We start from the raw sequence: 17393 nt of genomic DNA on the forward strand, positions 1-17393 counted from the left end.
CAGCGCAGAAATGATTGATAAAGCAGAAATAAATTGAAAAGAGCTGTAAATTGATTGATAAACGGATCGAAATGAAAGATAACAGCGCTGAACTGATTGATAAGATAAAAATAAATTGAAAAGAGCCGTAAATTGATTGATAAACGGATCGAAATGAAGGATAACAGCTCCTAACTGATTGATAAGAAAAAAGTAAATTGAAAAGAGCCGTAAATTGATTGATAAACGGATCGAAATGAAAGATAACAGCGCTGAACTGATTGATAACATTCGTACGGACCAGTCGGATCAACGCTGAATTGAGGTGGGAATAATTTTATACGAAAGCAGGAATAGAAGTATTTAATAACGAATGATTTTAAAAAAATAGGGAGAGTGATCATTTGATTGTAAAACATCGAAAAGTACCGCTTAAAATAAGAAAGTTAGAAGCTTTATTGCGTCGATTGCCTCCTGCTCATCCGAAGCGAATGGAAGTGGAACGGGAGCTGGCGAGAAGATTATCGGGCTACAAGGGAGAGCAGTCTTTGGATTACTATTTAAGCTTTCTTCCAGAGCAAGAGTTCTTCATTTTACATGATATCCGGCTTACTGAAAAAGATTACTATTTTCAACTCGATACGCTCATTCTTTCCCCCTCTTTTTCTCTTATTCTTGAGGCGAAAAATTTGTCTGGAACGCTTATTTTTGATCAAAATTTCCATCAGTTGATACGCATTATTAATGAAAAAGAAGAGGTTTTCCCAGATCCTGTTCAGCAAGTCAAACATCAGCAGTTCCAATTTGCGAGATGGCTGAAAAACAATCATTTTCCATCAATGCCGCTAGAATCTCTCGTTGTTATAACATACCCAAATGCACTGGTTAAAACATCTCCCAGTAATATTCCGTTACTATCTGTTATTCGTACTCCAAGTCTTCTTGATAAAATTAATGCGTTAAAAGAGATTCATAAAGAAGAAGTCATCACACCAAAAGAGATCCCCAAGCTCTGTAAACTTCTCGTTAAACATCACACCCCGGGCAACCCGGATATCCTTCAACAATTTGGGATCAATGAATCGGAACTTTTAACCGGAGTCCAATGTCCCCAGTGTGCAACGCTCCCTATGGAAAGAAAGTGGGGAAAATGGGTTTGCTTCAATTGCTCTCATTCCTCGAAAGATGCCCATCTTCAGGCGTTAAACGATTATTATCTCCTTTTCCAATCAATAATCACTAATAAAAAGTTGAGGAATTTCCTGCAGATTTCTTCAAGTATGGTTGCGAATAAAATTTTAACTTCAATGAAAATACCTTTTTCCGGAGACAAAAAAGCGAGGAAGTACTATCTGCCGTTTGATGATTGAGTTCATCAGTTGAGCAGCTTTGAACCTATTTTTGAAGAAGAAAGTGTCCTCGTTTAAATTAGCCGTGTTCTGAATTCTTGACTTGCCATGGCGGGCATGTATAATTGCGTTAACCGAAACGAGGATTGCCCATCTCAAAATTAGGAGGGATGATTTTGCATCGATTAACGGAAGAAGAAAGAAATGGTGTATATAAGGCGATTTTTAACAGGAGAGATATACGATCCTTTTTGACAAGGCCGATACCCGATGAAAAATTGCGCAATGTGTTAGAGGCGGCCCATCATGCCCCTTCAGTCGGTTTTATGCAGCCGTGGAACTTCATTTTGGTCAAAAAAGAAGAGATGAAGAAAAAGCTTGCAAAAGCCGTTGAAAAAGAACGGCGTGCCCTGTCCATCCATTATGAAGGTACAGACCGGGAAATGAAGTTTCTTGACCTGAAAATAGCTGGCATTCTTGAAGCGCCTGTTACGATTTGCGTAACGTGCAATCCGTTTAGCGGGGGAGATCATGTACTGGGGAGAAACTCCATTCCGGAAACGGATCTGATGTCAGTTAGCTGCGCAATCCAAAATATGTGGCTTGCCGCTTATGCGGAAGGATTGGCGATGGGCTGGGTCAGTTTTTATAAAAAGTCCGATGTTAGAAGTATTCTTGATATTCCGTATCATATTGATCCCGTCGCACTTATCTCAATTGGATATACAGATCATTATCCGGAGCGTCCCTTGCTTGAAATACATAATTGGGAAAAGCGCCGACAATTAGACCGACTGATTTTCGAAAATAAGTGGGAAACAAAGGAAACAGGCAAAATGATGGATAGTGAAGATTTTCCTCTCCCTCATCAAAATAAATGTTAAACTTTAAAACGCAGAGAACCGATTCAATCGAATCGGTTCGGTTCTGATGGATTTTGTCTACAAACTGATACATTCCCACAGAATGGAATGTCTCTTAAACTACTATTTTTTAAAGACATGATGACCGATCACTTTTGTCGTTGGCCTGCTTTTTAACCAACTGTTTGGCGAAATTTCCGGGTTATAGAAGTAGAGAGAACCGTAGCCTCTTGACCGGTCATAGGCGATAGCTTCGTCAACGGCTCGTCTGCTTTCATTATCCGCAGGTTGATTGATTTGGCCATTCGCAACAGGTGAGAATTGCCCTTTTTGATAGATGACGTCATGAACCGTATTCGGGAAATCCGGGCTATCGACGCGGTTTAAGACGACAATTGCAACGGCAACCTTTCCATCATAAGGCTCGCCGCCAGCTTCAGCCCTTACTAATCTAGCAAGCAAATCTCTATCATTTGCTGAAACGTTTGTTTTGTGAGAAACAGTTGACGAACTGTTTCCGCTCGTATGTATCGTTTGGCCAATAAAAATCAAGTTTGGATTTTTTACTTGAGGGTTTAAGCGAATAAGCTCCCCTAAACTTAATCCATATTTTTTGGATATTTTAGTCATCGTATCGCCTCGTTTTACTTCGTAGGCGAAAGCATTAGTTGTTGAAAATAATAATGTACAGGTGAAAATAGCGAAAACTATCACTTTCTTAAACACCTAATCATCCCCTTTTTCTTGTTTTGGTAAGACGTTAACTTATTCGGAAACGATTCAAAATTTATGTCCTTTTTTATATTGGAATAGTGATTCGAACCAGTTATATCAACGAACAAGAACTTTAAAAAAAATCAATTGCAAGATTCTTTGTATCAATGGATTTTTTGTTTGAATATGACTTTTGTAGCAGGAAATAAGAACTATAAAAACGGAGCGGTGTCTTAAAGCCACTCCGTTTTCCTTCTTTTTAGAAAGGGACGGACACTCCGGAAATGCTGGGGACATTGATAGCTCCAGACGGCACTGTAACGCCAGATCCTGCGGGCATTCCAATCGTCGCAAAAGCGTGCGGGGCCTGTGATCCTTTCACATGAACAACTGTTGAATGATGGATCCCCGCAAGAGGCCAATAAATGGGGTGAATAGGGGGGAGAGGTGAAAAAAGCGGGACATAGGCAATAGGGTGATAGAACATGAGTTACTCCTTGTTTTTTATTTTTCTTTTAGTGTATGTTTTATCTAAACATATGAATCTGGTAAACGCCTTTTATTAAAAAAATGATAGAATGCTTTTGTTAGAAAAATTTCGGATGAAAAGTATCTATTTTTTTAGTCGAAGGCTATCAAAATTTGGAGAGGCGGTACGATTATGGAAAGCAAGAAGCCAATTGCCATTGTGACCGGTTCATCGAGTGGCTTCGGGCAGCTTACATGCCTCGAGCTTGCCGCAAATGGTTTCTTTGTGGTAGCCACAATGAGAAATCTAGAAAAGGCTCGCCGAATGCAGGAAATGCTGAAAAAGGAATCCCTGGAACAAAGCATTGTCATCGAACTACTGGATGTGGCAAAACCAGACTCCATCACGGCTTTCGGAAAAAAGATCAGGATGTACGGCAAAGTGGATCTTTTAGTGAATAATGCCGGGTTTGCTGCGGGTGGTTTTGTGGAAGAGCTGTTGATGGATGATTTTCGCGAGCAATTCGAGACAAATTTTTTCGGCCTCGTTGCTGTCACCCAACTTGTCATCCCGATGATGAGGGAACAGGGAAGGGGAAAGATCATCAATATAAGCAGCATTAGCGGGTTAATGGGGTTTCCGGGGTTGTCTCCTTATGTCGCTTCAAAGCATGCCGTAGAAGGGTTTAGCGAAAGCTTAAGGCTGGAACTCTCGCCGTTTGGCATTGATGTTATCCTTATTGAGCCGGGATCTTACCGAACAAACATTTGGACAACCGGGAAAAAAGTGACGAAAACGGCTAAAGTATCGCCTTATGCATCCTATATGAAAAATATCGAGGACCATCTGGAAAAAAGCAGCCAGACGTATGGTGATCCAGGGGATGTCGCCCGGCTCATCACAACTATCGCAATGAGCAAGCGGCCCAAATTGCGCTACCCGATCGGAAAAGGAGTCCGCCTCCTCATTCGGTTAAAACGCTTGATTCCATGGAGACAGTGGGAACGACTGATTTTAAAAAAATTAAAAAAACGCACGGGGTAGTTGGAATCATTTCGGCCCTGGATTTTATTCAAGGTCATAACTTTTATGTGAAGCATTAAGAGACTCTGCAACGTGAAGGGCTTTCGTGTTATCTCCTTTCTTTAAAATGTAAAACTTATTCCCAAAGCAAAAACACTGACAGGATGTCCCGACAGTGTTTTTTGAATCACTCCGCTTCGTCTTCAAAATAATCTTTAAATCGAGCGGCGTTTGTCTCTATTTTATGTTGGTAATAAGGGTTTTCTTCCGTCGCATCCTTTGCGTCTAAATTCGTTTTGATGACTAACGTTGGTTCATTGGATGGTTCGGCAATGATTCGGTCATTGAGCTCTTTAAAATCCGGCATATCTTTTTTTCCAGGTTGTCTCGGTTCCATTTTGAACGCACCTCCATTTGTAGGATGCGTGAAAAGGAGTGCCTTTATACAATCCATGAATCATCACCACCCCATCTAGTACCCCTTCTAGAAAAATAGTTTGAACTTCAGTAATCGAACATTCGTTATTTTAAGAACACCTCGTTAGATCTGTGAAATGAGGAAAAACGATCACGAAACGTTACATGATGTAAAATGAGTTCGTTCTCGGATCATAAGTGCTCTTATTTGGACAATAAGTCATCCGGTTGAGACAATAATATCTTACTTTTGGACAGTTAGTGAAAAAACTACTCATTTTATTGTCCGACACACGCCAATTATTGTCCGATGGAAACGATTTATTGTCGGAAATCCACTGTTTATTGTCCAAATGCCATGAAAATAGCACCACACTACCACACTAGAGAAGTTTGCTTCTATTTTTTTATTTTTTTACAGGCGAAAATGGATTCTTGAAAATAAGAACTTTCTTAGCTGAAAGGGCACTAGTTAATAAATTTTCTTTTTTTATTTTCCCACTCCATTTCAGGAAAAATACTCCTGTCCTGCTGTTTTGATTTTGACAATTTAGCGAAAATTCATCTATAATTTTACTAAACCGATTTAGTAAAACGTTTATAAAATTTAGTAGAAAAGCTTTAATGTATTGGATTGAAAGGTGAGGGCAATGAATAGCAAATATAAAGTTTTAAAGCAATTAAAAAGGGCAAAGGTTGTAGCGGTCATCAGGGGGGAAGATGCCGATGAAGCTATTCAAGTGTCAAAAGCAGCTGTAAAAGGAGGCATTCAGGCAATTGAACTGACGTATACGACTCCTAATGTCGGCGAAGTTTTTCGTGAACTGGGGCTATCGGATGCCTTATTAGGGGCGGGTTCAATCCTGGATCCAGAAACGGCCAGATTCGCCATCCTCAACGGGGCAAAATTTATCGTCAGCCCTCATTTTAATAGAGAGGTTGCGACCCTTTGCAATCGCTACAGTGTCCCTTATTTGCCTGGATGCATGACCATTAGCGAAATGGTGCAGGCGCTTGAAGCCGGGTGTGATGTATTGAAATTATTTCCTGCAAGTAATTTTGAACCATCCTTCATTCGATCGATTAATGGCCCTCTTCCGAACGTAAGGATCATGCCGACGGGCGGGATCCATCTAAATAATCTTGAACAATGGCTGGAAGCCGGTGCAGTTGCTGCAGGTATCGGCAGTGATTTGAATAAAGCCTATCGAGCTGGCGGATATGAAGCGGTTGTCGAGCTGAGCCAGAAATATATGTCGAAATGTGCTGTGGTGAAATGAACGTGTCTTTTCGGTGGTATGGCCTGGAACAATGCAGCACTCCGATTGGTCATAAAAAGCGAATATGATATAGTTTAAATAGTAACTTTTCGAATAAAGCAGGAGAACAAAAATGAAAAAAGTAACAATGGCGGATGTCGCTAAAAAAGCGAACGTTTCTAAGAGCACGGTTTCGCAATTTTTAAATAAGCGTTACCAATACATGGGCGAAGAGACGAAAAGAAACATTGAAGAGGCGATCAAAGAACTTGGCTATCAGCCTAATTTTATCGCGAGAAGCCTGAAACAGAAACGAACTTCCACAATCGGTATTATTGTTGCGAACATTATGCATCGCCTTTCGACGGAGGTCAGCAGGGCGATCGAGGATTTTTGCCGTTCCAATGAAATCAATACGATTGTCTGCAATGCGGATGATGATCCGATTAAGGAAAAAAAGTACATTGAAATGCTGAGGGCCAAACAAGTGGATGGCCTCATTATTTTTCCAACCGGCAAAAACCAGGAACTGTATAAAAATATGGTCGATCAACAATATCCGCTTGTTTTTATGGATCGGATTGTATCGGATGTAAAGGTCGACACGGTCGTCGTCAAAAATGAGGAATGGGCTTCAAGAGGCATTCAGCATTTAATCGATAACGGGCATGAAAGGATCGCAATGATTGCCCCGCCTTTAACGATCAGCCCGAGGATTGAACGAGCGGAAGGCTATAAGAAAACGCTGCGCAAAAATGGAATCGACTTGAACCCCCACTATTTCATTTCAACGGAGATAGGCACTGTGAAAAAGGAACTGGCCCGGCTGTTAGCGGGTGATAAGCCTCCTACGGCAATTTTTGCGGCGAATGATTTAGCCTTTCTACAAGTAGCGGAATACGTGAAGGAAAAAGCAATCCAGGTACCGGAGGAATTAAGCATCATTGTCTTTGACAACATTCCGTTTGCCCATATTTCAACCCCGACGATCACAACTATTGCCCAGCCTTCATTTGAAATGGGGAAAAAAGCTGCGGAATTGCTTTTATTGCAAATTGAAGGCGAAGGAACAAAGCCAAGAATCTATGCATTTGACGGGGACCTGATCATTCGTGAATCAAGTGAAAGCAAGAAGGCATGAGCGCCTCTTGCTTTTTTATTTGGAACGATAATGTTTTTGAAAATTCCAGAAAAAATAGATTGAAAAGCGCTTACATTTTGTTTATAATTTTAATAAATCGATTTAGTAAACCGATTTATTAATGAGAGGAGACAAATGGATGAGTGTTATTGTGGTGCCCACATCGGTATTTCATCATGAAGAAGTTCGTTCGCGTGGGCAAGAAGCATTTGCTTCATTAATCAAGCAGCATGGGGGAGCAGGCATTGAAATTCGCAGAGAACTGTTCGCAGATGGCGATTTTCGTTTGAAAGAGCTTAACGCAATCATAAAAAAACATCGATTATTTCCGGTTTATTCAGCGCCAATTGAAATGTGGGACGGGAATGGCCAATTCAATCATACGCTTATCGAAGAAGTCATTTCAGAAGCGGAAACAGTTGGTGCCAAAATAATGAAAGTATCGCTCGGAAACTATCAAGCAGGCAAATCTGACCTGGCGGCTTTAAAGCAATTTACAGCCCGCCATGAAGAAATGCAACTAACGATCGAAAATGACCAGACCGCATATGGAGGATGTTTACAAACCATAAGAATCTTTTTTGAAAACGCTGTAAAAATGGGGATTCCCGTGAAGATGACATTTGATATAGGAAATTGGATCATCACCGGAGAAAACCCGATCGAAGCAGCCAAACAGCTTGCTGATTATGTCGTATATGTTCATTTAAAAAAAATGGAACAGCAAAACGGAAAATGGCGAACCTTACCCATCTCCGAAAAAGAGATGGAGTGGAGGAATCTATTAAACTGCTTTCCAAAAGGGGTTCTAAAGGCGATCGAATTCCCAATTGCACGATATGAAGAGACAAAACAGTATGTCAAACTGCTGCAGGATGCATAACGAAAGGGGAACGACAAGATGGTTGAATTGGACGTTGTTACATTTGGCGAGGCCATGGCGATGTTTGTCGCCGAGCAGCCAGGCCCGCTAAATAAAGTGGAGCAGTTTACAAGGCGGTTGGCCGGAGCTGAAACGAATGTAGCCATAGGGCTTGCAAGGCTTGGGCTCACTTCCGGCTGGGTGAGCAAAGTCGGGAAAGACGCTTTCGGCACTTACATTCTTGAAGCATTGAAAAGGCAAAACGTCGATCTCACCCGGGTGAAAATAGACGAGGAATATCCTACAGGGTTTCAATTAAAATCAAAGGTTTTTAAAGGAGATCCAGAAGTCCAATACTTTCGGAAAGGATCAGCCGCAAGCCGGATGGGGATCGAAGATTTTGACGCCGATTATTTTAAAAGTGCCAAACATCTCCATATGACAGGCATTCCGCTCGCGTTATCCGGAAAAACGAGAGATTTTGCGAACAACGCTCTTTTAACAATGAAAAGAGCGGGGAGAACCGTTTCATTTGATCCCAATTTGCGGCCATCTTTATGGAGGAGCGAAGATGAGATGATCCGGGTCATTAATGAAACCGCTGCCAAAGCGGACTGGGTGCTTCCGGGAATAGAAGAGGGAGAAGTTTTAACCGGTTTCTCAAAACCTGAAGATATTGCCGCTTTTTACTTAGAAAAAGGTGTTAGTCTTGTCGTGGTGAAACTGGGCGCAAAAGGGGCTTTTTACCAGACTTCGACAGACAGAGGATTAATTGAAGGATTCCATGTTGAACACATTGTCGATACAGTGGGAGCCGGTGATGGGTTCGCAGTAGGCGTCATTAGCGCGCTGCTTGAAGGTTTACCGATTAAAGAGGCTGTTATAAGAGGTAACGCCATCGGGGCGCTTGCCGTTCAATCGTCCGGTGACAGTGACGGGCTTCCATCAAGAGAGGAGCTTGAACGTTTTTTAAATCTATACAATGAGGTGAGAAAACATGGGTAACGTAAAATTGGCTGCCGCTCGCTGGTCTCGTTTAATTCCAATTGTTTTTATCACATATAGCCTTGCCTATTTAGACAGGGCAAATTACGGGTTTGGAGCAGCAGCCGGAATGGCGAAAGACTTGCATATTACCGCCGGCATTTCCTCGCTTTTAGGCGCGCTCTTTTTCTTAGGGTATTTCTTTTTCCAAATCCCCGGAGCGCATTATGCCGAAAGTAAAAGCGCGAAAAAATTAGTATTCTGGTCGTTGATTCTCTGGGGCGCTTTAGCATCGGCAACGGGGATGGTTACGAACATCAAATGGCTGATCGTCATCCGCTTCATGCTTGGCGTTGTTGAAAGCGCCGTCATGCCGGCCATGCTTGTATTTTTAAGCCACTGGTTCACAAAACAAGAACGCTCGCGTGCGAATACGTTTTTAATACTTGGCAACCCGGTGACCGTTTTATGGATGTCGATCGTTTCGGGATATTTGCTCCATTCGTTCGGCTGGAGATGGATGTTCATCATTGAAGGAGTGCCGGCGATTATCTGGGCTTTTATCTGGTGGAAGCTTGTCAATGACGAACCGAAAGATGCAAAATGGCTGTCGGATTCAGAAAAACGAGCGATCGATGAACAGTTACGCAAAGAACAATCGGGGCTCAAAGAAGTGAAAAATTACCGTGAAGCCTTTCAATCAAGAAAAGTCATCATTCTCAGTGCGCAATACTTTTTCTGGAGCATCGGAGTCTATGGTTTCGTCATGTGGCTCCCTTCCATTATTAAAGCGGCACCGAACATGAATATCGTGTCAACAGGTTGGCTTTCATCAGTCCCGTATGTTTTGGCCGTCATTTTAATGCTTGTCGCTTCCTACTTTTCTGACAAACTGCTTAATCGAAAAGGTTTTGTTTGGCCGTTCTTGTTGGTCGGGGCCATTGCTTTTTACGCGTCTTATTTAATTGGAACGAGCAATTTCTGGCTGTCGTTTACGCTATTAGTCATCGCCGGCGGAATGATGTATGCCCCTTATGGCCCGTTTTTCGCGATTATTCCGGAAATATTGCCACGTAATGTATCGGGGGGCGCGATGGCACTCATCAATAGCATGGGCGCATTAGGCTCTTTCGTTGGCGCGTATATTGTCGGCTATTTGAATGATGTAACAGGCGGATTTGGCGCGTCCTATATTTTTATGGCCGGTTCATTATTGCTTTCAGCGGTTTTGACGATGATGGTCGGAAGCGCACCAAAACGAGTGTTTAATGAAACAACGAGAGTAGGAGTGAATGAACGTTGAAAATTCAACTGGCGTTAGACCGGATGACAATTGATGAAGCGATAGAAATAGCCCGAAAAGTAGAAGAGCACATCGATTGGGTTGAAGTCGGCACCTCATTGATTAAAGAATTCGGGATGGAAAGCGTCCGCCTGATGAAGGAAGCCTTTCCGGGTAAAACCATTGTCGCTGACATGAAAACGATGGATAATGCGGTGTACGAATTTGAAATGTGCTATAAGGCCGGGGCAGATGTAGCGACGGTCATGGGAACAGCTCCCGATGTTTCGATTGAAGCCTGTTTGCAGGTTGCGGCGAAAATGAAAAAGCTTGTGATGATCGATTTATTAAATACGACAGATGAACGGAAAGTGGGTCTTGCTCAATTGGATGAAGCGTTACTTTGTGTCCATGTGAGCAAAGATGAGCAAGAAAGCGGTCAAGCAAAACGATTGCTTGATCTCCCGGAAAGCCTGCTTCAAAACGAGCAAGTAAGAATAGCCGTTGCAGGCGGATTGACGTTCGAGACGTTGCGGGGACTTGAGGCAAGGCCTTCTGTTGCCATCATCGGGTCGGCCATTACGAAGGCGACTGATCCGATAAAAGCTGCGGCACAATTGAAAAAGTATGCTTCAGGCAAGGAGGAGTAGCGGAAATGAATAAAATAGAAACGATTCTTCGTGAAATTGAGTCGGTTCTTGGGAAGATGGACGAGGCGAAATGGAGAGAGGCTGCTGAAATTCTTCTTGGCGGCAGGCGCGTATTTGTCGTCGGCGAAGGAAGGTCAGGCTTAATGGCCAAATCATTTGCAATGAGGTTGATGCATCTGGGGGCTGAAAGCTATGTTGTCGGGGAAACGATCACTCCGGCAATTGGTGAAGGGGACTTGCTTGTCGCTATTTCGGGGTCAGGGACAACGAAACAAGTCATTTGGACGGCTGAAAAAGCAAAGGAAAAACACGCTAAGGTGATCGGGGTCACAACAAATCCAGAGTCGCCGTTAGCCTCACTGGCATCTTTTCTTTTGCACGTCCCGGCTGCGACGAAATACCGCCTTGAAGGCGAAGTTAAAAGCATCCAGCCATTGGGGTCTTTATTCGACCAATGTGCGCACCTTCTATTTGATTCGATCTGTCTTTATTATGCTGAAAAAAAAGAGATCGACAATGAGAAAGCATTTTCGAAGCATAGCAACTTAGAGTAATCATTCGATAATGTACATTGCATAAAGTAAATGTCCAATAAGCCGGGATGCTGTTTAACAGTGACCTGGCTTTTATACGTTGCCAGGACTGAAGCAAATAAAAAAACAAAACCGCCAAAAATGCGGCTTTGTTCATTGTGCCATCCAGTTCGGCGGCGTATTTTTATCCCAGTAGAGCCTCCCTAATTCGTGATGTTTTGCAAAGTTATCGTCTGCGGTATGGTAGTGGAAGCTAAACCAGTATCCCTGCTGTGGCGGATGTTCCCTCCGAACGTGAAAGCGGACAAGGTCCTTTTTCGTTCTTGCGTCATAAATATGAAAAATTCGTTCCCCGGTGCCCGCAGCCGGTCGGTCGGTGATGACAAGGTTCCGCAAATCGTCCGGGTCCATTTTTTTGCTTAACATTTGGATGACGTCTTCCATTTTAGGAAGAACATGATTCATATAGTCGTCCCCAAGTTTTTGGCTGATTTTTGGCCCGAACTTTTCCATCGTTTGGTAATTTGCTTGATAGACCGTATAATCGACAAATTGTGAACTTAACTGTTCGTGATCCTGAAGAGTCGCTGCCACTTCATGCCATGGCAACGAATAGATATCCCTTGACGAAAGATCCTCGGTTTGTGGAGGTGTTTCGTTAGTGATCGGTTCTTGCTCAATGACATCCGATTTCGATTTCGCATCTGCATTAGTTGTTATTAAATAAGCCGGCGGAGTAACCGTACCTAGCGTAAAGACTGTTATTAAGACGACAAAGACTTTCTTTAACCAGTTCGGCATGAGACCCATCCCCTGATTACGATTTTCTGACTTAGAGAAAAGACAAGCTTTTCTAAAGCTATCATCTCACGAACCGGGCATTTTGTTCAAATAAAAAGACAATTTTTTTTGCTTGAGTGATTCTTTAGAATTTACTACAAAGAAGAAAAAACTTGGTGTAGACATTGATACAATTTTAAAGGCTACTGGCCAAACTTTAGAGGAAATGGAAAGGCTTAAGAAATAATTTCTTAAAGGGCTGACATGAATGAATAATATGTTTATTAGAAAATAGAGAAGAGTAAAGAGTTATTATGTTCACCTAAAAAATACAATTGTTCACTCTGGGAAGAATTTTTTCTTGCTTCTTCTTCGAAAATGAGTAATAATAGAAACTAAAATTCAGCGGATTGTCTAAAACAGCGGAGGATGGAGAAATGAAAATCGTAAAGTTTGGCGGCAGTTCATTAGCATCAGGGGAACAAGTGGAGAAGGTATTTCATATCGTCGTATCCGATCCAGAACGAAAAATCGTGGTCGTTTCGGCACCAGGGAAACGATACACCGAAGATATTAAAGTAACCGATTTATTGATTGAGTGTGCCAATTCCTATTTAGCGCACGGAGAAGGGAAAGAACAGTTCGAGGCGGTCATCAAGAGGTATGCAAGCATTGCGGATGATCTGGGCCTTTCAGAAAAAGTGATGCAAACTATTCATGACGATTTGCTTGAGCTATTGAATGGAGACCGGAGCCAGCCTGAAAAATATTTGGATGCGGTCAAGGCAAGTGGCGAAGATAATCATGCGAAACTGATCTCGGCTTATTTCCAGCATCAAGGAGTAGAGGCTTCTTACGTTAATCCGAAAGAAGCGGGTCTCATCGTCACTGACGAACCGGGAAATGCCCAGGTGTTGCCTGAGTCGTATGAGGCGTTATACAAGCTGCGAAATCGTCCGGGCATTTTGATTTTCCCGGGATTTTTCGGTTTTAATAAAAAAGGGGAAGTCGTTACATTTTCAAGAAGCGGATCCGACATTACCGGATCGATTCTTGCCAATGGCACGAAAGCGGATCTTTATGAAAACTTCACGGATGTGGATGCCGTGTATTCTGTCAATCCTATGATGGTCGATCGGCCAAAGGAGCTGCGCGAACTGACCTATCGGGAAATGAGAGAATTGTCCTATGCCGGATTTTCCGTTTTTCATGACGAAGCATTGATGCCTGCGTTTCGGGCGGGAATACCGGTCAACATTAAAAACACGAACAACCCTCATAAGCCGGGAACGAGAATTGTGAACGAACGGGAAAACACGAATGGGCCTGTCATTGGCATCGCAAGCGATAACGGATTCTGCAGCATATATGTGAGCAAATATTTATTGAACAGGGAAATCGGTTTTGGCCGCAAATTGTTGCAAATTTTAGAGGATTACGGGTTGTCGTTTGAACATATGCCTTCAGGAATTGATGATATTTCAGTCATAGTAAGACAAGATGAAATGGACGCCAGACTTGAAAAGAAAATCGTCAATCGGATTAAGACCGAACTACAAGCTGATGATGTAAAAGTCGAGCACGACCTTGCTATCATCATGGTAGTTGGGGAAGGAATGCGCCATAATGTAGGGACGGCGGCAAAGGCCTCATTCGCTCTGGCACGTGCGGGAGTAAACATCGAAATGATCAACCAGGGATCTTCCGAAGTGAGCATGATGTTCGGCGTAAAGGAAGTCGATGAAAAAAGAGCCGTTCAAGCGCTCTATGAAGAATTTTTTGCAGCTGTTCCGGTTTAAAAAAGCAATAAAGCAGAACTCTAAGTTAAAAAGGGTTCTGCTTTTTCCTTTTGGAAATGTCTTCTTTATTAATGCATTTGACAAATCGTTATATCTATTTTAAAATTATCTCGAATTCGAGATAAAATGATGGAAAGGTCTGGAAGCCATGAGTAACGATCAGAAGCACAATGAAAATGACCTATCATTAAAATTGTTTGTTGTTTTGTCGCGGGCATACCGGTCCATCACCGATAGAGTGACGGAAGATATGAAAAGCTATGGGCTAAACCCGACAGAGTTTATGGTACTTGAATTGTTGTATCATAAAGGAGAACAGCCCATCCAGCATATCGGGAAAAAAATATTGCTTGCGAGCGGCAGCATGACGTACGTTGTTGATAAATTAGAATCAAAAAAGCTTTTAGAACGGAAAGCCTGCCCAGAAGATCGACGTGTAACGTTTGCATCGATTACGGAAGAGGGAAGAAAGCTAATGGATGAGATTTTTCCGAAGCACCGAAAAGTGATTCAAAACATTTTTGCTACATTAGATGTCAATGAGCAGGAAACGATGATTACATGTTTAAAGAAACTGGGCATTCACGCAGAAGAACTCATCTAAATTTTTTTACGCATTTATCTCGAATTCAAGATAAATGAAATAAAGATAATACTCGAGGGGAATATACTATTATGCAGTTGGAAAGGAGTTTTACAATGGCCAGAAAAGAAACAGCGGGAATTCACCATATTACAGCGATTGTCGGAGACCCTCAGGAAAATGTTGATTTTTATGCAGGGATTCTTGGCCTCAGATTGGTTAAAAAGACCGTCAACTTTGATGATCCAGGAACGTATCACTTGTATTTTGGAAATGAAGAAGGAAAACCCGGAACGATCATGACATTCTTTCCATGGCCAGGTGCTTATAAAGGAAGAATCGGGGGCGGCCAGGTTGGCGTGACAACATTTGTCGTGCCTGAAAATGCGCTTGCGTTCTGGGAAGAGCGCTTTTCTAAATTCAATGTTTTCGCAAAAAAAGAAACGCGCTTTGGCGAAGAATTTCTTCAATTTGAGGATCCGCATGGCCTTCGACTTGAACTTGTCGCTAGAAGCGAAGGGCCAAAAAGTGAGTGGGAGTTTGATGGGATTACAGCAAATGAAGCGATTAAAGGATTTGGAGGCGCCATCCTGCTCTCGGCTTCTCCTTATCAAACGGCAGAATTGCTAGAGCGTGTCATGGGAATGGAACACGTCGGACAGGAAGACAGCTACCTCAGATTTCGTTCTACGGGGGAACTTGGCAATGTCATTGATATTTATTTGAATGCGAGCCCGCGGGGCACGATGGGAGTCGGTACCGTCCACCATATTGCCTGGCGTGCCAGAGATTTTGAAGATCATAAAGAATGGCAAAAACATATAGGAGAGAACGGCTACCATCCGACTGACATTCTTGACCGGCAGTATTTTAACGCGATTTATTTCCGTGAAGCAGGTGGCCTTCTCTTTGAAATTGCGACAGATCCTCCGGGATTTGACCGTGATGAGCCGGCGGATGTTATGGGTGAACAACTCATGTTGCCTCCATGGCTAGAGCCGCATCGTGAAAAAATTGAGGAAATTCTTCTTCCCGTGACCGTTCGCCAATTGAAAGGAGGGCAATCATGAAGCACTTTTTTCATAAAGGAAAGGACATAAATCAACCGACTTTCCTTCTATTGCATGGAACTGGAGGAACAGAAACGGATCTATTGCCAGTTGCAGGCATGATCGATGATTCTGCATCCGTCTTAGGGGTTCGGGGAAATGTAAGCGAGAATGGGATGCCACGCTTTTTTCGCAGATTGGCAGAAGGGGTTTTTGATGAAGAGGATCTTATTTTCCGAACCAGGGAATTAAACGAATTTATTGACCAGGCCGCTGTTCGCCACGGATTTGACCGGGACAATGTGATTGCTATCGGTTATTCAAATGGAGCGAACATTGCCGCAAGCCTTCTCTTTCATTATGAGCACGCTTTAGGCGGAGCCATTTTATTTCATCCAATGGTTCCCCGAAGAGGAATGGATCTGCCGAACTTAACAGGAACTCCCGTGTTTATCGGCGCCGGTACAAATGATCCGATTTGCAAGCCGGAAGAGACGAAGGAATTGGCGGAGCGATTGGAACGCGCCGGGGCAAGCGTTGACATCGGGTGGGAGAATTTTGGCCACCAATTGACGCATTCTGAAGTGCAAAAGGCGGCTGCCTGGTATGCCCGGCTTTTCAAAGGGGAATTGAAATAATTATAAAACGTTTGGAGGGAAACATATGGAATTAAAAGGAATTCACCACGTATCCGCATTAACGGCCAACGCCCAAAAAAATGTTGATTTTTATACAAAAACGCTCGGGCTTCGATTGGTGAAGAAAACGGTCAATCAAGACGATACTTCCGTTTACCATCTATTTTATGGAGATGAAAAAGGGAATCCCGGGACGGAATTGACGTTTTTTGAAATTCCGATGGCTGCTAGAAACCATGAGGGCGTAAGCAGCATATCCGCGACCTCATTGCGCGTCGCAAACGATGAAGCCATACACTTTTGGAAAACACGCTTTGACGAACTCCATGTAGAGCATGGAGAAATCATCGATGTGTCGGGACGTTTAACTCTATCCTTCAACGATTTTGAAGGGCAACGGCTTATACTCGTCTCTGATGAAACGAATAAAGGAGTAGAAAGCGGGACTCCATGGGAGAAAAGCCCGATCCCGAAAGCCTTTGGAATCCGCGGATTAGGGCCGGTTAAATTAACGGTACGTTATGCGGATAAAACGATAAATGTATTAACGAAGATGATGGGATTCCGTGAAAAAGGCCACTATCCGTCCTCAGTTCCGGGCCAACCCGATATTCTCGTGCTGGAAACGGGCGAAGGCGGGACCGGTGCTGAAATTCACGTTGAAGAAAGAAAAGATTTGCCGGCTGAAAGGCTTGGCCGGGGCGGTGTCCATCACGTCGCCTTTCGGGTCGACAACAAAGAAGAATTGCGCAGATGGGTGGAAAACATTCAAAACGCAGGATTTCAAAACTCAGGACTTGTTGACCGTTTCTATTTCCAATCCCTCTATTTCCGGGAACCCAATGGCATTCTCTTCGAATTAGCGACGGATGGCCCCGGTTTTGATACGGATGAGGATATTGAACATTTAGGCGAAAAGCTTGCCCTGCCACCGTTTCTTGAACCACATCGAGAGGAAATTGAAGCAAAATTGAAGCCGTTAAATACAAAGGCGGATAAGTAAGGAAGTTCCACATTTC

Annotated in this window: 19 protein-coding genes; 15 read left to right on the top strand and 4 right to left on the bottom strand. The window is 42.9% G+C overall.

The window, feature by feature from the left end:
* The first annotated feature begins 383 nt into the window (after positions 1-383).
* Together H538_RS0119295 and bluB are read left to right on the top strand one after the other, a co-directional pair.
* Complete coding sequence (locus H538_RS0119295) at positions 384-1349, top strand: nuclease-related domain-containing protein (protein WP_026678963.1); 966 nt, start codon at positions 384-386, stop codon at positions 1347-1349.
* 155 nt (positions 1350-1504) lie between these two features.
* Positions 1505-2212, top strand: coding sequence for a 5,6-dimethylbenzimidazole synthase (bluB, locus tag H538_RS24550; RefSeq protein WP_051291580.1), 708 nt, complete (start codon positions 1505-1507; stop codon positions 2210-2212).
* 102 nt (positions 2213-2314) lie between these two features.
* On the opposite strand, the gene H538_RS0119305 is transcribed toward bluB, so the two are convergent.
* On the bottom strand, positions 2315-2821 hold the full coding sequence (locus H538_RS0119305; protein WP_081412734.1) for a cell wall hydrolase: 507 nt from the start codon (positions 2819-2821) through the stop codon (positions 2315-2317).
* Positions 2822-3164: 343 nt separating this feature from the next.
* Positions 3165-3392 (bottom strand): hypothetical protein, encoded by a 228-nt coding sequence (locus H538_RS0119310; protein ID WP_026678965.1) that lies wholly within the window; start codon positions 3390-3392, stop codon positions 3165-3167.
* 174 nt (positions 3393-3566) lie between these two features.
* On the opposite strand from H538_RS0119310, the gene H538_RS0119315 reads away from it, so the two are divergent.
* Positions 3567-4418, top strand: coding sequence for an oxidoreductase (locus H538_RS0119315; protein WP_035351669.1), 852 nt, complete (start codon positions 3567-3569; stop codon positions 4416-4418).
* A gap of 166 nt (positions 4419-4584) precedes the next feature.
* Here H538_RS0119315 and H538_RS0119320 read toward each other — a convergent pair whose 3' ends face one another.
* Positions 4585-4794 carry a hypothetical protein gene (locus tag H538_RS0119320; protein ID WP_026678967.1) on the bottom strand — a complete coding sequence of 70 codons (210 nt, stop codon included), beginning with the start codon at positions 4792-4794 and terminating at the stop codon, positions 4585-4587.
* A 670-nt stretch (positions 4795-5464) separates the two neighbouring features.
* Between H538_RS0119320 and H538_RS0119325 the strand changes: the two genes are divergently transcribed.
* From H538_RS0119325 to hxlB, 7 genes are all read left to right on the top strand, one after another.
* A complete protein-coding gene (locus H538_RS0119325) occupies positions 5465-6094 on the top strand; it encodes a bifunctional 2-keto-4-hydroxyglutarate aldolase/2-keto-3-deoxy-6-phosphogluconate aldolase (RefSeq protein WP_026678968.1) in 630 nt (209 codons plus the stop codon).
* Between the two features lie 112 nt (positions 6095-6206).
* Positions 6207-7214, top strand: coding sequence for a LacI family DNA-binding transcriptional regulator (locus H538_RS0119330; RefSeq protein ID WP_026678969.1), 1008 nt, complete (start codon positions 6207-6209; stop codon positions 7212-7214).
* Positions 7215-7353: 139 nt separating this feature from the next.
* Positions 7354-8097 (top strand): sugar phosphate isomerase/epimerase family protein, encoded by a 744-nt coding sequence (locus H538_RS0119335; protein WP_026678970.1) that lies wholly within the window; start codon positions 7354-7356, stop codon positions 8095-8097.
* 18 nt (positions 8098-8115) lie between these two features.
* Complete coding sequence (locus tag H538_RS0119340) at positions 8116-9081, top strand: sugar kinase (protein WP_026678971.1); 966 nt, start codon at positions 8116-8118, stop codon at positions 9079-9081.
* A complete protein-coding gene (locus tag H538_RS0119345) occupies positions 9074-10363 on the top strand; it encodes an MFS transporter (protein ID WP_026678972.1) in 1290 nt (429 codons plus the stop codon). The genes H538_RS0119340 and H538_RS0119345 overlap by 8 nt, the downstream gene beginning before the upstream one ends.
* Positions 10360-10992, top strand: coding sequence for a 3-hexulose-6-phosphate synthase (hxlA, locus tag H538_RS0119350; RefSeq protein WP_026678973.1), 633 nt, complete (start codon positions 10360-10362; stop codon positions 10990-10992). Before H538_RS0119345 ends, hxlA begins: the two co-directional genes overlap by 4 nt.
* Positions 10993-10997: 5 nt before the next feature.
* Positions 10998-11546, top strand: a complete 549-nt coding sequence (hxlB, locus tag H538_RS0119355; protein ID WP_026678974.1) for a 6-phospho-3-hexuloisomerase — start codon at positions 10998-11000, stop codon at positions 11544-11546.
* A gap of 132 nt (positions 11547-11678) precedes the next feature.
* Here the strand turns inward: hxlB and H538_RS0119360 are convergent, their stop codons facing one another.
* Positions 11679-12326 (bottom strand): YpjP family protein, encoded by a 648-nt coding sequence (locus H538_RS0119360; RefSeq protein ID WP_026678975.1) that lies wholly within the window; start codon positions 12324-12326, stop codon positions 11679-11681.
* Positions 12327-12742: 416 nt separating this feature from the next.
* On the opposite strand from H538_RS0119360, the gene H538_RS0119365 reads away from it, so the two are divergent.
* The 5 genes from H538_RS0119365 (at position 12743) to H538_RS0119385 (ending at position 17377) form a co-directional block, all read left to right on the top strand.
* Positions 12743-14104: an aspartate kinase gene (locus H538_RS0119365; protein WP_026678976.1), complete on the top strand. Its 1362-nt coding sequence runs from the start codon at positions 12743-12745 to the stop codon at positions 14102-14104.
* A gap of 148 nt (positions 14105-14252) precedes the next feature.
* On the top strand, positions 14253-14708 hold the full coding sequence (locus H538_RS0119370; protein WP_026678977.1) for a MarR family winged helix-turn-helix transcriptional regulator: 456 nt from the start codon (positions 14253-14255) through the stop codon (positions 14706-14708).
* A gap of 95 nt (positions 14709-14803) precedes the next feature.
* Positions 14804-15757 (top strand): ring-cleaving dioxygenase, encoded by a 954-nt coding sequence (locus tag H538_RS0119375; protein ID WP_026678978.1) that lies wholly within the window; start codon positions 14804-14806, stop codon positions 15755-15757.
* Positions 15754-16374, top strand: a complete 621-nt coding sequence (locus tag H538_RS0119380) for an alpha/beta hydrolase (protein WP_026678979.1) — start codon at positions 15754-15756, stop codon at positions 16372-16374. The genes H538_RS0119375 and H538_RS0119380 overlap by 4 nt, the downstream gene beginning before the upstream one ends.
* A 25-nt stretch (positions 16375-16399) precedes the next feature.
* Positions 16400-17377 (top strand): ring-cleaving dioxygenase, encoded by a 978-nt coding sequence (locus tag H538_RS0119385; protein WP_026678980.1) that lies wholly within the window; start codon positions 16400-16402, stop codon positions 17375-17377.
* Positions 17378-17393: the final 16 nt, after the last annotated feature.

Source organism: Fictibacillus gelatini DSM 15865 (assembly GCF_000430745.1).
Taxonomy (GTDB): Bacteria; Bacillota; Bacilli; order Bacillales; family Fictibacillaceae; genus Fictibacillus_A; species Fictibacillus_A gelatini.

Coding starts and splice junctions, on each gene's coding strand:
- H538_RS0119305 (WP_081412734.1), bottom strand. CDS start 2,821: ATGACTAAAATATCCAAAAAATATGGATTAAGTTTAGGGGAGCTTATT.
- H538_RS0119310 (WP_026678965.1), bottom strand. CDS start 3,392: ATGTTCTATCACCCTATTGCCTATGTCCCGCTTTTTTCACCTCTCCCC.
- H538_RS0119315 (WP_035351669.1), top strand. CDS start 3,567: ATGGAAAGCAAGAAGCCAATTGCCATTGTGACCGGTTCATCGAGTGGC.
- H538_RS0119320 (WP_026678967.1), bottom strand. CDS start 4,794: ATGGAACCGAGACAACCTGGAAAAAAAGATATGCCGGATTTTAAAGAG.
- H538_RS0119325 (WP_026678968.1), top strand. CDS start 5,465: ATGAATAGCAAATATAAAGTTTTAAAGCAATTAAAAAGGGCAAAGGTT.
- H538_RS0119330 (WP_026678969.1), top strand. CDS start 6,207: ATGAAAAAAGTAACAATGGCGGATGTCGCTAAAAAAGCGAACGTTTCT.
- H538_RS0119335 (WP_026678970.1), top strand. CDS start 7,354: ATGAGTGTTATTGTGGTGCCCACATCGGTATTTCATCATGAAGAAGTT.
- H538_RS0119340 (WP_026678971.1), top strand. CDS start 8,116: ATGGTTGAATTGGACGTTGTTACATTTGGCGAGGCCATGGCGATGTTT.
- H538_RS0119345 (WP_026678972.1), top strand. CDS start 9,074: ATGGGTAACGTAAAATTGGCTGCCGCTCGCTGGTCTCGTTTAATTCCA.
- hxlB (WP_026678974.1), top strand. CDS start 10,998: ATGAATAAAATAGAAACGATTCTTCGTGAAATTGAGTCGGTTCTTGGG.
- H538_RS0119360 (WP_026678975.1), bottom strand. CDS start 12,326: ATGCCGAACTGGTTAAAGAAAGTCTTTGTCGTCTTAATAACAGTCTTT.
- H538_RS0119365 (WP_026678976.1), top strand. CDS start 12,743: ATGAAAATCGTAAAGTTTGGCGGCAGTTCATTAGCATCAGGGGAACAA.
- H538_RS0119370 (WP_026678977.1), top strand. CDS start 14,253: ATGAGTAACGATCAGAAGCACAATGAAAATGACCTATCATTAAAATTG.
- H538_RS0119375 (WP_026678978.1), top strand. CDS start 14,804: ATGGCCAGAAAAGAAACAGCGGGAATTCACCATATTACAGCGATTGTC.
- H538_RS0119380 (WP_026678979.1), top strand. CDS start 15,754: ATGAAGCACTTTTTTCATAAAGGAAAGGACATAAATCAACCGACTTTC.
- H538_RS0119385 (WP_026678980.1), top strand. CDS start 16,400: ATGGAATTAAAAGGAATTCACCACGTATCCGCATTAACGGCCAACGCC.